This is a genomic window from Streptomyces sp. NPDC026377 (genome assembly GCF_055567715.1).
Genome location: NZ_JBVHPV010000001.1, coordinates 894,743 through 909,605, shown reverse-complemented (window position 1 = coordinate 909,605; position 14,863 = coordinate 894,743). Strand labels below are relative to the sequence as shown.

Annotated in this window: 12 protein-coding genes and 1 tRNA gene; 5 read left to right on the top strand and 8 right to left on the bottom strand. The window is 70.6% G+C overall.

Annotated elements, in window-relative coordinates; translation table 11 throughout:
• Positions 1-14: 14 nt before the first annotated feature.
• The 3 genes from ACZ4MU_RS04000 to ACZ4MU_RS03990 form a co-directional block, all read right to left on the bottom strand.
• Positions 15-857, bottom strand: coding sequence for a cytochrome c biogenesis CcdA family protein (locus tag ACZ4MU_RS04000; RefSeq protein ID WP_467870501.1), 843 nt, complete (start codon positions 855-857; stop codon positions 15-17).
• Positions 854-1,669 carry a DsbA family protein gene (locus ACZ4MU_RS03995; RefSeq protein WP_467870499.1) on the bottom strand — a complete coding sequence of 272 codons (816 nt, stop codon included), beginning with the start codon at positions 1,667-1,669 and terminating at the stop codon, positions 854-856. The genes ACZ4MU_RS04000 and ACZ4MU_RS03995 overlap by 4 nt, the downstream gene beginning before the upstream one ends.
• A gap of 84 nt (positions 1,670-1,753) precedes the next feature.
• The gene (locus ACZ4MU_RS03990; RefSeq protein ID WP_467870497.1) at positions 1,754-2,119 is read right to left on the bottom strand and encodes a hypothetical protein; all 366 of its coding nucleotides are present in this window, start codon (positions 2,117-2,119) and stop codon (positions 1,754-1,756) included.
• A gap of 82 nt (positions 2,120-2,201) precedes the next feature.
• Between ACZ4MU_RS03990 and hrpA the strand changes: the two genes are divergently transcribed.
• From hrpA to ACZ4MU_RS03975, 3 genes are all read left to right on the top strand, one after another.
• On the top strand, positions 2,202-6,131 hold the full coding sequence (gene hrpA / locus ACZ4MU_RS03985) for an ATP-dependent RNA helicase HrpA (RefSeq protein WP_467870495.1): 3,930 nt from the start codon (positions 2,202-2,204) through the stop codon (positions 6,129-6,131).
• Positions 6,132-6,259: 128 nt separating this feature from the next.
• A tRNA-Asp gene (locus tag ACZ4MU_RS03980) sits at positions 6,260-6,334 on the top strand.
• A gap of 180 nt (positions 6,335-6,514) precedes the next feature.
• Complete coding sequence (locus tag ACZ4MU_RS03975; RefSeq protein ID WP_467870492.1) at positions 6,515-6,745, top strand: DUF6274 family protein; 231 nt, start codon at positions 6,515-6,517, stop codon at positions 6,743-6,745.
• A 360-nt stretch (positions 6,746-7,105) separates the two neighbouring features.
• Here the strand turns inward: ACZ4MU_RS03975 and bldC are convergent, their stop codons facing one another.
• Both bldC and ACZ4MU_RS03965 read right to left on the bottom strand, forming a co-directional pair.
• Positions 7,106-7,312 carry a developmental transcriptional regulator BldC gene (bldC, locus tag ACZ4MU_RS03970; RefSeq protein WP_003949541.1) on the bottom strand — a complete coding sequence of 69 codons (207 nt, stop codon included), beginning with the start codon at positions 7,310-7,312 and terminating at the stop codon, positions 7,106-7,108.
• 542 nt (positions 7,313-7,854) lie between these two features.
• Complete coding sequence (locus ACZ4MU_RS03965; RefSeq protein WP_467870490.1) at positions 7,855-8,697, bottom strand: DUF8083 family protein; 843 nt, start codon at positions 8,695-8,697, stop codon at positions 7,855-7,857.
• A gap of 175 nt (positions 8,698-8,872) precedes the next feature.
• Between ACZ4MU_RS03965 and ACZ4MU_RS03960 the strand changes: the two genes are divergently transcribed.
• Together ACZ4MU_RS03960 and ACZ4MU_RS03955 are read left to right on the top strand one after the other, a co-directional pair.
• Positions 8,873-9,976, top strand: a complete 1,104-nt coding sequence (locus ACZ4MU_RS03960; RefSeq protein ID WP_467870488.1) for a Leu/Phe/Val dehydrogenase — start codon at positions 8,873-8,875, stop codon at positions 9,974-9,976.
• A gap of 280 nt (positions 9,977-10,256) precedes the next feature.
• A complete protein-coding gene (locus ACZ4MU_RS03955; RefSeq protein ID WP_358836007.1) occupies positions 10,257-10,520 on the top strand; it encodes a DUF3073 domain-containing protein in 264 nt (87 codons plus the stop codon).
• Positions 10,521-10,638: 118 nt separating this feature from the next.
• On the opposite strand, the gene purM is transcribed toward ACZ4MU_RS03955, so the two are convergent.
• From purM to ACZ4MU_RS03940, 3 genes are all read right to left on the bottom strand, one after another.
• Positions 10,639-11,712, bottom strand: a complete 1,074-nt coding sequence (gene purM, locus ACZ4MU_RS03950; RefSeq protein WP_467870486.1) for a phosphoribosylformylglycinamidine cyclo-ligase — start codon at positions 11,710-11,712, stop codon at positions 10,639-10,641.
• A gap of 46 nt (positions 11,713-11,758) precedes the next feature.
• A complete protein-coding gene (gene purF / locus ACZ4MU_RS03945) occupies positions 11,759-13,285 on the bottom strand; it encodes an amidophosphoribosyltransferase (protein WP_467870484.1) in 1,527 nt (508 codons plus the stop codon).
• Positions 13,286-13,671: 386 nt separating this feature from the next.
• A complete protein-coding gene (locus ACZ4MU_RS03940; protein WP_467870482.1) occupies positions 13,672-14,478 on the bottom strand; it encodes a maleylpyruvate isomerase family mycothiol-dependent enzyme in 807 nt (268 codons plus the stop codon).
• Positions 14,479-14,863 lie beyond the last annotated feature (385 nt).

The following is a 14,863-nucleotide window of genomic DNA, read 5'->3' as shown; positions in this document are numbered from 1 at the left end:
GGCCTTCCTTGTGCTCAACTCCTCCGCGCCGCCTCGCGCCGCCGCGCCCGCAGACCCCGTACGCCGAGGACCAGCGCGACCGTCGCCACCACGGCCACCAGCAGCGCCCAGTCCGGAACGGCGTCGCCGACCGAGCGGGCCCACTGCTCGGCCGCGTACGAGTCGTCGACGTCCAGCAGCCCGGGCAGCGCCGTGGCCCCGTCGAACGCCAGGAACAGGCCGCCCAGGACCATGAAGAACAGGCCCGAGAGCAGCGAGGTGGTGTGCAGCTCGAAGCGGCCGAGCCGTACCGCCCGGCCGCGCAGCCAGCGGCGGCGGCCGAGCCCGAAGCGCTCCCACAGCAGCGCGAGCAGGAACAGCGGGGCCGCCATGCCCAGCGCGTACACCGCCAGGAGCAGCCCTCCGTAGGCCGGGCTGCCGCTGACCGCCGCCACGGTGAGGACGCTGCCGAGGATGGGTCCGGCGCAGAAGCCCGCGAGCCCGTAGACCGCGCCCAGGGCGTAGACGGAGGCTGCCGTGGTCGGGCGGATGCGGCCGGACAGCTCGGTCATCCGGCGGCTGGCGAAGCCCATGCCGAGGATCTGGGCGGCGCCGAGCGCGATGATCAGCCAGCCGCCGAAGAGGACCAGCTGGTCGCGGTGGCCGTAGAAGAGGCGGCCGGCGTACGAGCCCGCCGCGCCCAGCGGGACCAGGGTGGTGGCCAGGCCCGCGTAGAAGAGGCCGGTGCGGGCCAGTAGCCGGGAGGCGGAGTCGATCGAGTACGCGAAGAAGGCCGGCAGCAGCAGGGCGCTGCACGGGCTGAGCAGCGCCAGCAGCCCGCCCAGGAACGCGGCGAGATAACCGATGTCCGGGGTCACTTCGCGGCGTCCTTCGAGGCGGCGGTGCGGGCGGCCCGGTACTTCGCGGCCTCGTCGACCGCCCGCGCGAAGGTGTCCAGCGGCTGGGCGCCGGCCAGCGGGCGGCCGTTGACCAGGAACGACGGCGTGGAGCTCGCGCCCAGCGAGTACGCCTCGTCCTGGTCCTTCTTCACCGACGCCTTCGCCGCCTCGCTGTCGGCGTCCCGGGCGAAGCGGTCGAGGTCGCCCACGCCCGCCTCCTTCGCCAGCTCGCGCAGCCGGTCCTTGCCGAAGCCCTTCTCCTTGGAGCCATGGGCGTAGGCGGCCGTGTGGAACTGCCAGAAGCGGCCCTGCCGCCCGGCCGCCCAGGCCGCCCGCGCCGCCGCCTCCGACTCCGCACCGAAGATCGGCATGTTGCGCCACTCGATGCGCAGCGTCCCGGCGTCGACGTACTTCTTCACCAGCGCGGGCTCGGTGTCCCGGGCGAACTTTCCGCAGTAGGAGCACTTGAAGTCGGCGTACTCGATGAGCACGACGGGCGCGTCCGGGCGGCCCTGGGCCAGCGCGTCGCCGTGGTCGCGCCGGGCCAGCTTCTCCAGCTCGGGGAAGGTCCCGGCGGGCGGCTCGACCGCCTCGGCGGAGGCGCTCCCGCGACCGTCGCCGGAAGAATTCGCGCCGTACGAGACGGCCCCGAGGAGGGCCGCCGCCGCGACGACGGCCGCCCCGATCACGAAGGGCTTCCTGGACCTCGGGCCGGAGGCGGACCGGGGCCTGGACGTGGACTTGGGCTTGGACTTGGGCTTGGGCGCAGGGGTGCCCTGGGGCTTGGACATACGGGTCTCCGTGTACGTACCGCCACCGCGAGAGGGCGGCGGAAAAGGAAGGGGAAAGGGACGGCCGGTCGAAGGACCGGCCGTCTAGACCCTCAGTACGGAGAGCTCGACGGGGGTGGGCGCGCAGAGCGCGGGGCCGCGTACCGGCGGGTCGCGGTGCTCCGCGGCCCGCGTGGCGAGGGCCGCGGGGGCGAGCCGCTCCCCCAGGGCCGGGGCCTGGTCGCAGGCGGTGCGGGCCCGCACGGGCGCGGCCGGGTCGCCGCCCCGGTCCTGCTTGCCGCCCTGCTCACAGCCGGGCGAGCGGTCCAGGGGCGCGGAGATCCGGGTGTGCGGGGCCTCGGTTGGGGAGGCCGCCGCCGGGGACGGCCCGCACAGCAGCACCGTCGCCAGGCCGAGCACCATCAGCAGCACGGCCGCGAGGCGGCGGTGCGGGGCTGCGGTGCGGGACATGCCCGAAATGGTACGGGCGGGGCGGGCCCCTTCCGAAATGCGTTCGCCACTGCCGCGCGGCGGGTGAGATCCTGAAGCAGGTATGTCTACTTCCTTTGCCGATCTCCAGACCCTGCTGGCCGAGATCTCCCTGCGTGACGCCCATCGGCTCGGCCGCCGTCTGGACGGCGCACGCCGTATCAAGAAGCCCGACGCCCGGCAGGCCGTGCTCGACGAGATCGCCGCCGAGGCCGCGAAATCCGCCGAGCGCGTCGCCCGGCGGGCCTCCCGCGTGCCCGAGGTCACGTACCCCGAACAGCTCCCGGTCAGCCAGAAGAAGGACGCGATCCTGGAGGCGATACGGGACCACCAGGTCGTGATCGTCGCGGGTGAGACCGGCTCCGGCAAGACCACCCAGATCCCGAAGATCTGCATGGAGCTGGGCCGGGGCGTGCGCGGCATGATCGGGCACACCCAGCCCCGCCGGATCGCCGCCCGTACGGTCGCGGACCGTATCGCGGACGAGCTGAAGACCCCGCTCGGCGAGGCGGTCGGCTGGAAGGTCCGCTTCACCGACCAGGTCGACCCGGACGCGACCTTCGTGAAGCTGATGACGGACGGCATCCTGCTCGCCGAGATCCAGACCGACCGCGAGCTGCGCGCCTACGACACGATCATCATCGACGAGGCCCACGAGCGGTCCCTGAACATCGACTTCCTGCTGGGCTATCTGGCCCAGCTGCTGCCCAGGCGCCCCGACCTCAAGGTCGTGATCACCTCGGCGACCATCGATCCCGAGCGCTTCTCGCGCCACTTCGGGGACGCGCCCATCGTCGAGGTCAGCGGGCGTACGTATCCGGTCGAGGTGCGCTACCGCCCCCTGCTGGAAGAGGCCGACGAAGACGCGGCGGACGCCGACCGGGACCAGATCACCGCGATCTGCGACGCCGTCGACGAGCTCCAGGCGGAGGGTCCCGGCGACATCCTGGTCTTCCTCTCCGGGGAGCGCGAGATCCGCGACACGGCGGACGCCCTCAACAAGAGGAACCTCCGGTCCACCGAGGTGCTCCCGCTGTACGCGCGCCTGAGCCACGCCGAGCAGCACCGCGTCTTCCAGCAGCACACCGGGCGCAGGATCGTGCTCGCCACCAACGTCGCCGAGACGTCCCTGACCGTGCCGGGCATCAAGTACGTCATCGACCCCGGCACCGCCCGTATCTCCCGCTACAGCCACCGCACCAAGGTGCAGCGCCTCCCCATCGAGGCGATCTCGCAGGCCAGCGCCAACCAGCGCAAGGGCCGCTGCGGCCGGACCAGCGACGGCGTCTGCATCCGGCTCTACTCCGAGGACGACTTCCTCTCCCGGCCCGAGTTCACCGACCCGGAGATCCTCCGTACCAACCTGGCCTCCGTCATCCTCCAGATGACCGCGGCCGGGCTCGGCGACATCGAGAAGTTCCCGTTCATCGACCCGCCGGACCACCGCAACATCCGCGACGGCGTCCAGCTCCTCCAGGAGCTGCACGCGCTGGACCCGGCGGAGAAGGACCCCCGCAAGCGGCTCACCCCGATGGGCCGCAAGCTGGCGCAGCTGCCGGTCGACCCGCGCCTGGCCCGGATGGTCCTGGAGGCCGACAAGAACGGCTGTGTCCGCGAGGTCATGGTCATCGCGGCCGCGCTCTCGATTCAGGACCCCCGCGAGCGCCCCTCCGACAAGCAGCAGCAGGCCGACCAGCAGCACGCCCGCTTCAAGGACGAGACCAGCGACTTCCTCGCCTTCCTCAACCTGTGGCGGTACGTGCGCGAGCAGCAGAAGGAGCGCGGCTCCTCCAGCTTCCGCCGGATGTGCAAGCAGGAGTACCTGAACTTCCTGCGCATCCGGGAGTGGCAGGACATCTACTCCCAGCTGCGCACGGTCGCCAAGACCATGGGCATCCACCTCAACGAGGAGGACGCCCCGGAGCAGTCGGTGCACACCTCCCTGCTCGCCGGTCTGCTCTCCCACATCGGGCTCAAGGACACCGACAAGAACGAGTACCTGGGCGCCCGCAACGCCAAGTTCGCCGTCTTCCCGGGCTCGGCGCTCTTCAAGAAGCAGCCCAAGGTCCTGATGTCGGCCGAGCTCGTGGAGACCTCGCGGCTGTGGGCCCGGGTCAACGCGAAGATCGAGCCCGAGTGGATCGAGCCGCTCGCCCAGCACCTGGTCAAGCGCACCTACAGCGAGCCGCACTGGGAGAAGGACCAGGCCGCGGTGATGGCGTACGAGAGGGTGACGCTGTACGGCGTGCCGATCGTCGCCAACCGCAAGGTGAACTACGGCCGGATCGACCCGGAGGCCTCGCGCGAGCTGTTCATCCGCAACGCGCTGGTCGAGGGCGACTGGCGCACCCACCACAAGTTCTTCGCCGACAACCGCAAGCTGCTGACCGAGGTCGAGGAGCTGGAGCACCGGGCGCGGCGCCGCGACATCCTGGTGGACGACGAGACGCTCTTCGACTTCTACGACCAGCGGGTGCCCGAACACGTGGTGTCGGGCGCGCACTTCGACTCCTGGTGGAAGCACAAGCGCCACGAGGAGCCGGAGTTCCTGGACTTCGAGCGGGAGATGCTCATCCGGGAGTCGGCGCTCGCCGTCACCAAGGACGACTATCCGGACAACTGGCGCCAGGGCCGGCTCAAGTTCAAGGTCACCTACCAGTTCGAGCCGGGCGCGGACGCGGACGGCGTCACCGTCCACGTCCCGCTCCAGGTCCTCAACCAGGTCACCGACGAGGGCTTCGACTGGCAGATCCCGGGCCTGCGCGAGGAGGTCGTCACCGAGCTCATCCGCTCGCTGCCCAAGCCGATCCGCCGCCACTACGTGCCCGCGCCCAACTTCGCGACGAAGTTCCTGGAGCGCGCGGTGCCGTTGCAGGAGCCGCTGCCGGTGACACTGGCGCGCGAGCTCCAGCGGATGGTCGGGGTGCCGGTCACGGCCGAGGACTTCGACCTGACGCGCGTCCCGGACCACCTGAAGATCACGTTCCGGATCGTCGACGAGCGGCGCCGCAAGCTGGCCGAGGACAAGGACCTGGAGGCGCTCAAGCTCCAGCTGCGCCCCAAGGCCCGCCAGGCGCTCTCCCAGGCCGCCGCCGCGGCCGCCCCCTCCGGCGGTGTCTCCATCGAGCGCACGGGCCTGACCGACTGGACGATCGGCACCCTGACGAAGGTCTTCGAGACCAAGCGCGCGGGGCAGCCGGTGAAGGCCTACCCGGCGCTGGTGGACTCCGGCGAGAGCGTCTCCGTACGGCTCTTCGACACCGAGGCCGAGCAGCAGCAGGCGATGTGGCGGGGCACCCGGAAGCTGATCCTGCTGAACATCCCGGTGAACCCGGCGAAGTTCGCCTCGGACAAGCTGACGAACCAGCAGAAGCTCGCCCTGTCCCGCAATCCGCACGGCTCGGTGCAGGCGCTCTTCGACGACTGCGCCACGGCCGCCGCCGACAAGCTGATCGCGGACCACGGGGGCCCGGCGTGGGACGAGGAGGCCTTCCGCAAGCTCTTCGACAAGGTGCGCGCGGACCTCGTGGACGCGACCGTACGGACGGTCGGGCAGGTCCAGCAGATCCTGGCCGCCTGGCAGGCCTGTGAGCGCCGTCTGAAGGCCACCAACAGCCTGGTCCTGATCAACAACCTCCAGGACGTACGGGAGCAGCTGGCGGCGCTGATGCCGGCCGGGTTCGTGACCCTGACGGGGCTGCGGCGGCTGCCGGACCTGATGCGCTATCTGGTGGCGGTGGACCGGCGGCTCCAGCAGATGCCGACGTCGGTGCAGCGCGACACCACGCGCATGGAGAAGGTCCACGAGATGCAGGACGAGTACGCCTGGCTCCTGGAGCAGATGCCGCAGGGGCGGCCGGTGCCGCGGGAGGTCCTGGACATCCGCTGGATGATCGAGGAGCTGCGGGTGAGCTACTTCGCGCACGCGCTGGGCACGGCGTTCCCGGTCTCGGACAAGCGGATCGTGAAGGCCATCGACGCGGCGGCCCCGTGAGGAACGCCGCGGCCGACGCCTCGGGAACCCCGTGACGGCCCCATCGCCCTGAGTGAGTTCGACCTGACCAGCTGACCTGCTGTAGAGTCTCTCTCGCAGCCAAGGAGCAAGCGCAGGCTGCGAAACCTGGTCCTGTGGAGCAGTTTGGAGTGCTCGCCACCCTGTCAAGGTGGAGGCCGCGGGTTCAAATCCCGTCAGGACCGCAGTGAATTCGAAGCCCGCATCCCTCGTGGATGCGGGCTTCGATGCTGTTCACCCCTGCGACAAGTGGGCCCGATCCGCAAGGATCCGGGCCCACTTGGCGTTTCCGGCCGTCTTGACGCGGTCATCCGGCGCCGGTACCCAAGGAGGAGGCACAGCGGGCCCCACTCCGGAGGTGGCGCATGAAGGCGTCGTCCGCGAGGCACGAGACACGGGCGCTGCTGCGCGCCCATCTGTCGGCCGCGAGCGGCTATCGGCACGTCACTCGCCACTGTCCCGTCTGCTCGCGCCTCCTGCGGCTCGCCATGGAGCCCTCCGCCGAGCCCGACCCCCTTCTCGCCCTCCCCGAGACGCCGGGAGAGACCCCGCCCCGCACCGCCCCGGCCGAGGACGAAAGTCCCGCCGAGCGGTGACCGACGGCGGGTTGGCCGGCCCCCCGGCGGTGGCAGGCTCTCCCCTGAGAGGCCTCCCAAGGGTGTGACGGGAGTCACCGAACAAGTTTTGGGAACCGGGGAACTTACGCCGTGCCTACAACCCCCCAATTTAATATGTGCAATTGCACCACCCCTCGGAGGGCGCCGGGGTTGCCCCTCGAAGTACCCCCAGACGGCCCGGACAGTCCCGGACCGGGACATAAAAAAGACCGCGCTGGACCCGGCGGAGTCCAGCGCGGCCGATGACGGCGAGCCCGTTGGGGCGGGCAGGGCGTCAGTGGAGCTATGGGGTGGGCGGCCGGGGTGGGGGCCCCGGAATGCCCGTTATCGGGGTGTTGTTCAGGCCTCGCTACGCTGCTGCGGAATACCCGCAAGCAGCGCACGGACCTCTGCTTCGCGGTACCGGCGGTGTCCACCCAGCGTGCGGATGGACGTGAGCTTGCCCGCCTTCGCCCAGCGGGTGACCGTCTTCGGGTCCACGCGGAACATCGTGGCAACCTCAGCCGGGGTCAGCAGCGGCTCGGCATCAGGGGTGCGAGCGGTCATGAGCGGCCTCCTCGGGAGAACCGAACCTTCTCGGTTCTTTCCTCTAAATTCTGCACCTTGACCCGCGTTGCCCGAAATGGCGGACGCGAGCCGAGTCGGTTATAGGACGAACGGCTTGTCCTCGGCACTACAACTACACCATCTGTCCAGCCACGTCGGCCAAACCGATGGAATTGCCCTCCCAGGTGTTCATCAGCGACGGAAGCCGATGGACCATGCCATAGCGGACAGTCACGCCACAGTGACGATCAGTCACAGAGCGATCAGGAGTCATCAGACCCCTCATAGCAGGCAATACCAAGCAATCCGCCCATAGTTGGACGGAAGGAGCCCTCTCCGGACTCCTTGTCCTATTTTGGCACGAGGGTGGGGGATCGACGCAAGGGCCCAGTAAGTGCGGTCCATCACGCTTGAGGCAAAGGCCCGGATCAGGACCTACGTCCCGAGCACCCGCCCGAACATGTCACTCAGGCGTACGAGAGCGCTCACCCGAACGGGGAAGCGCACGGCGCGTTCGGACGCTTCCTCAGTCCGACAGGCCGTCAGTTCGCCATCCGGCGCTCCCGTACGGTCCGCCAGCGCTCCGTGAAGCGTTCGTACGCCCTCGCCGCCCCCGCGCCGTCCCCGGCCCGCAGCGCGGCGATCCCCTCGGCCACGTCGGCCGCCGAGCGGTCCTCCTCCAGCCGGGCCCGCGGCAGGGCGTGCACGAGCCCGCCGTAGTCCAGCTCGACCAGCGAGCGGGGGTGGAACTCCTCCAGCCAGCGCCCCACGTCGACCAGCCCCTCCGTCAGAGGACCCTCGTCGAGGTGGTCGCGCAGCGTCCGCAGCGCCCACGCGAGGCGGCGGCGGGCCTGGACCATCGGGGTGCGGTAGCGCAGCACGGGCGCCGCTCCGCCCTCCGCCCGGACATACTCCCTGTCTTCGTCCGAAAAGACTGTGAACCAGCTCACAGGAACATGCCAGACCGCCGTGAGGATCCACGGCCGGGCGTCCGGGTTCGCCTCCCGCCACCGCTCGTAGTCCGCCGCCGCCTGCCGGCGCACCACCGGCGGCAGCAGCGCGTCCAGCACCGGCGCCGGGAACTGGTCCGCCAGCACCTCCAGCGCCTGCCAGCCGCGCAGCCGGGTCCGCCACGGGCAGACGCACACCACCCCGTCCACCTCGGCCACGAAGGCGTCCGCGCTCTCGTGGACCGGCACCGCCACCGGCGGCGTCGGCACCAGATCCGCCAGCGCGCGCCGGTGTTCGTCCTGGGCGTCGGGGGTGCGCCCGCGCTCCGCGTACCGCGCCCAGTGGGCGCGCTCCGCTTCGGGGAAGGCGGCCAGCGGCTCGTACACCCGCAGATAGGACGCGTACGGGACGATCACCGAGGACACCACCGCCATGGGTCGCATCGTCCCACGCGTTCACGGACGGGAGGGTGATCCTCGGCACTGCGCCTGATCTACGCGCGCGTAGGACTTACTCTGCTCCCAGCGCGGCCCCGGGCGGGCCGCGACGCGGCCCGCCCCACCCACAGGCGGACCGCAAAACGCCGCTTCGTACTTGGGAGTCACCACCGTGACCGATGTGACCGGCGACGCCGTCAGCTCAGCGGATGTTCTGCACACCCTGTTCCGATCGGACCAGGGCGGACACGAACAGGTCGTGCTGTGCCAGGACCGCGCCACGGGCCTCAAGGCCGTCATCGCCATCCACTCCACCGCCCTGGGCCCGGCCCTCGGCGGAACGCGCTTCTACCCCTACGCCAGTGAGGCCGAGGCCGTCGCCGACGCGCTCAACCTCTCGCGCGGCATGTCGTACAAGAACGCCATGGCCGGCCTCGACCACGGCGGCGGCAAGGCCGTGATCATCGGTGACCCCGAGACCGACAAGAGCGAGGAACTCCTGCTCGCCTACGGGCGGATGGTGGCCTCGCTCGGCGGCCGCTATGTGACGGCGTGCGACGTCGGCACCTATGTGGCCGACATGGACGTGGTGGCGCGCGAGTGCCGGTGGACGACCGGGCGCTCCCCCGAGAACGGCGGCGCGGGCGACTCCTCCGTGCTCACCGCGTTCGGTGTCTTCCAGGGCATGCGCGCCAGCGCCCAGCACCTGTGGGGCGACCCGACGCTGCGCGGGCGCAAGGTCGGCGTCGCGGGCGTCGGCAAGGTGGGCCACTACCTGGTGGAGCACCTGGTGGCGGACGGCGCCGAGGTCGTGATCACCGATGTGCGCGAGGAGTCGGTGCGCCGCGTCCTCGCCAAGCACCCGGGCAGCGTCACCGCGGTCGCCGACACGGACGCCCTGATCCGGGTGGAGGGGCTGGACATCTACGCCCCGTGCGCCCTGGGCGGCGCGCTCGACGACACGACCGTGCCGGTCCTCACCGCGAAGATCGTGTGCGGCGCGGCCAACAACCAGCTGGCGCACCCGGGTGTGGAGAAGGACCTCGCGGACCGCGCGATCCTCTACGCGCCCGACTACGTGGTCAACGCCGGTGGCGTGATCCAGGTCGCCGACGAGCTGCACGGCTTCGACTTCGACCGCTGCAAGGCGAAGGCCGCGAAGATCTTCGACACCACGCTGGCCATATTCGCACGTGCGAAGGAAGACGGGATTCCGCCTGCCGCCGCGGCCGACCGGATCGCCGAGCAGCGCATGGCCGAGGCGCGTCGACGCTGACGCCTGCGGCGTCCGATCCGGCGACCGGGGAGACAAGACTCACGCCGGTCGGCGGGTCGGACGCCGAGAAGAGGTTAAAATCGCGGTTGACCAGCGAGGAAAGGGCTCCTTGCGGGTTCTGTGAAGTGGCACGTCATGCGGGCGGCGTACCGTATGGCCGCGGAAGCAGGTACCGTTGAAGCCCTACGGACACGGTCTCTCCACGGAGAGCCCGCTCCGAACCATGAACGCGTGTCAAGACTCTGGGGCCGTCGAGCCCCGTCACCGAGGGGGTCGAGCCATGGGGCGCGGCCGGGCAAAGGCCAAGCAGACGAAGGTCGCCCGCCAGCTGAAGTACAGCAGCGGCGGGACTGACCTGTCGCGTCTGGCCAACGAGCTGGGCGCATCGACTTCGCAGCCGATCTCGAATCAGCCGCCGAATGGCGAGCCGTTCGAGGACGACGACGAGGAAGACGACCCGTACGCCCGCTATGCGGAGCTGTACAACGAGGACGACGACGAGGACGAGGAGTCCGGTCCGTCGTCCCAGCGGCGCGGTGCTTGACGCGCGCTCGTCTTTCAGGGCCTTCGGCTTTTCGCAGCAATCGTTTTAGCTGCTCAAGGCAGTACCGACCCGGTCCGGAGCTCACGCTCCGGACCGGGTTCTGTGCTGTCCGCGGGAATTACCGGGCGTAGTCGCCGGTGAGCTCGGCACCGGTCGCGCGGCCGCCGCGCTCGGTGATCCGGCCGGCCACCCAGGAGTCCACGCCCCGGTCCGCCAGCGTCGTCAGGGCCACGTCCACCGAGCCCTCGGGGACGATCGCGATCATGCCGACGCCCATGTTCAGCGTCTTCTCCAGCTCCAGCCGCTCGACCTTGCCGGCCGTGCCCACCAGGTCGAAGACCGCGCCCGGCGCCCAGGTCGAGCGGTCGACCACGGCGTGCAGGTGGTCGGGGATGACCCGAGCCAGGTTGTTGGCGAGGCCGCCACCGGTGACATGGCTGAAACCGTGCACCTCGGTGGTACGGGTGAGGGCCAGGCAGTCCAGCGAGTAGATCTTGGTCGGCTCCAGGAGCTCCTCGCCCAGGGTCCGGCCGAACTCCTCGATGTGGCTCTCCAGCGACATCTTCGCCCGGTCGAAGAGCACGTGCCGGACGAGTGAGTACCCGTTCGAGTGAAGTCCGGAGGACGCCATGGCGATGACGACGTCACCCGTGCGGATGCGATCGGCGCCGAGCAGCTGGTCGTACTCGACCACGCCGGTGCCGGCGCCCGCGACGTCGAAGTCGTCCGGACCCAGCAGGCCCGGGTGCTCCGCGGTCTCGCCGCCGACCAGCGCGCAGCCCGCGAGGACACAGCCCTCGGCGATGCCCTTCACGATGGCGGCGACCCGCTCGGGGTGCACCTTGCCGACGCAGATGTAGTCGGTCATGAACAGCGGCTCGGCGCCGCAGACCACGAGGTCGTCCACGACCATGCCGACCAGGTCGTGCCCGATCGTGTCGTACACGCCGAGGCGGCGGGCGAGGTCGACCTTGGTACCGACGCCGTCGGTGGCCGAGGCGAGCAGCGGACGCTCGTAGCGCTTGAGGGCGGAGGCGTCGAAGAGTCCGGCGAAACCGCCGAGGCCGCCGAGCACCTCGGGGCGCTTGGTCTTCTTCACCCACTCCTTCATCAGCTCGACCGCGCGGTCGCCCGCCTCGATGTCGACGCCCGCGGCTGCGTAGCTGGCACCAGTGGATTCAGCAGATGACATGGCTCTGGAGAACTTTCGTGTCGTACTGCAGGGTTCGTGCGGGCGCCTACGGGCGGCGCAGCGCGTCGGCCGCGGCCGTGGCGGCGGGACCGGCCGCGAGCTCGGTCTCCAGGAGCTGCTTGCCGAGCAGCTCGGGGTCCGGGAGCTCCATCGGGTAGACCCCGTCGAAGCAGGCGCGGCAGAGGTTGTCCTTGGGGATGGTGGTCGCCTCGATCATCGCGTCCGTGGAGATGTACGCGAGGGAGTCGGCGCCGAGCGAGGTGCCGATCTCCTCGATCGTCATCCCGTTGGCGATCAGCTCGGCGCGGGTCGCGAAGTCGATGCCGAAGAAGCACGGCCACTTGACCGGCGGCGAGGAGATCCGGATGTGGACCTCGGCGGCCCCGGCCTCGCGGAGCATCTTCACCAGCGCGCGCTGGGTGTTGCCGCGGACGATCGAGTCGTCCACGACCACCAGGCGCTTGCCGCGGATGACTTCCTTCAGCGGGTTCAGCTTGAGGCGGATGCCCAGCTGGCGGATGGTCTGCGAGGGCTGGATGAAGGTGCGCCCGACGTAGGCGTTCTTGACCAGGCCCGAGCCGTACGGAATGCCGCTGGCCTCCGCGTAGCCGATGGCGGCGGGGGTGCCGGACTCGGGAGTCGCTATCACCAGGTCGGCCTCGGCCGGTGCTTCCTTGGCGAGTTTCCGCCCCATCTCCACGCGGGAGAGGTAGACGTTCCGCCCGGCGATGTCGGTGTCGGGGCGGGCCAGGTACACGTACTCGAAGACACAGCCCTTGGGCTTCGCTTCTGCGAATCGAGAGGTGCGCAGACCGTTCTCGTCGATGGCGACGAGCTCGCCCGGCTCGATCTCGCGGACGAAGCTGGCGCCGCAGATGTCGAGGGCGGCGGTCTCCGAGGCGACCACCCAGCCGCGCTCCAGGCGGCCGATCACCAGCGGGCGGATGCCCTGCGGGTCACGGGCGCAGTAGAGCGTCTGCTCATCCATGAAGACCAGCGAGAACGCGCCCTGCACCTGGGGAAGGACCTTGGCGGCCGCCTCCTCCACGGTCAGGGGCTTGCCGTCGTCGTCGGTCTGCCCCGCGAGCAGGGCGGTGACGAGGTCGGTGTCGTTGGTGGCGGCGACCTGGGTCGCGCGACCGTTCTCCTTGGGCAGGTCGGCGACCATCTCCGCCAGCTGGGCGGTGTTCACCAGGTTGCCGTTGTGGCCGAGCGCGATCGAGCCGTGGGCGGTCGCCCGGAACGTCGGCTGCGCGTTCTCCCACACGGAGGCACCGGTGGTCGAGTAGCGGGCGTGACCGACCGCGATATGGCCCTGGAGGGAACCGAGGGAGGTCTCGTCGAAGACCTGGGAGACCAGTCCCATGTCCTTGAAGACGAGGATCTGGGAGCCGTTGCTGACCGCGATTCCCGCGGATTCCTGGCCCCGATGCTGGAGGGCGTAAAGCCCGAAGTAAGTGAGCTTGGCGACCTCTTCACCCGGAGCCCAGACGCCGAAGACGCCGCAAGCGTCCTGGGGGCCTTTCTCGCCGGGGAGCAGATCATGATTGAGTCGACCGTCACCACGTGGCACGCCTTCGAGTGTAGGCGAGATCGACCACTGGTCCGAATTGGGGATACGGACGAGAGGAGGGTGGTGGGCGGTTTGTGGCATCTGCCGGACGGGGTGGAGCAGGGGTTTTCCCCGCAGGGCGGGAAATGCCCCGGAAGCGGGGCGTCCGGGGAATGTGACGGAGGTCGCGCGAGGGGCGGGGACGGGGGGACCGGGCGTGTCACGTGCCGTAGCCATACGACCACCTGCACGACCACTCCACGACCGATTGATGGCCGTTTCACGACCGCTTCACGACCGCTTCATGGCCGCTGGATGCCCCGCTGGAGTTCGACCTGCTGGTCGCGTCGGCGCGCGAGCCGCTTCCTGACCCACTTCATGGCTGCTTCACTCGACCCTGCCTGCCTTCACTCCTTCTTCTCCCGGTCCCGGGGGAGAAGCGGCAGGAGCCCGGAGAGGTCCGCCCGCTCGCCGCTGGCCGAGACCCGGGCCGCGTCCACCTCCTCCGCCCATGTCCGGCGGCCGGTGGCGAGCCGGAGCCAGGTGAGGGGGTCGGTCTCGACGACGTTCGGGGGCGTGCCCCGGGTGTGGCGGGGCCCCTCGACGCACTGCACCACCGCGTACGGCGGGACGCGCACCTCCACCGAGCCGCCCGGAGCCTTCACCGCGAGCGCGTCGGCGAGCAGCCGGGTGCAGGCGGCGAGCGCCTGTCGCTCGTACGGGATGCCGAGGCCGGGGACGGCGTCGTTCAGGTCATCGGTGTGGACGCAGAGCTCGACCGTACGGGTGACCAGGCAGTCGGCGAGGGCCATGGTGCCGACGGGGGTCGTCACGAGCCGGGCGTCCTGAGCCTCGGGCAGGAGGCGCGCGGTGCGGGCGGCGATGTCGTCGTAGAGCGGGCCGAGGTCCGGGTGGGCGTCCTTCGGGGGGCCGGTGGGGTGTACTGCCTCGGCGAACGGCCACTCCAGCAGGGAGAGATCCGGGCGGGCGGGGGCCGGCTGCGGCTCGGCCAGGGTGCGGGCGACCACGTCCACGGCTTCCGCGAGGTGGGCGGCGAGGTCGTGCACGGTCCAGCCCGCGAGCCGGGTCGGCCGCGCCAGGACATCGGGCCCGAGCGCCGCCACGGCGCGCCGCACGTGCGCGAACTGCCCGAGGACGGCGGGGCGGATCTTCACCGGGTCGTAGGTGCGGGGGCGCTTTTTGGCGGGGGGCATGGGGGGAGCTTATGGGGGGGGCGGGGGCGGGGGGTGTGGGGCCCGGGGGTTGTGTGCGGGCCGGTGGTGGGTTGCTCGCGCAGTTCCCCGCGCCCCTGTTCGGCCCGGGGTTCGTGTGCGGGCCGGTGGTGGGTTGCTCGCGCAGTTCCCCGCGCCCCTATCGGCCCGGACTTCGACTGCGGGACGGTGGGTGGCTGGTCGCGCAGTTCCTCGCGCCCCTTCGGGGCCGGATGTTGTCTGCGGGTTGTCTGTGGCTGAGCGCGCAGTTCCCCGCGCCCCTAACTACCTAGGGGCGCGGGGAACTGCGCGACCAGCCCACCACGGCCCGCAGACGAACAGGGGGTCAGGGGCGCGGGGAACTGCGCGACCAGCCGACCGCCGGGCC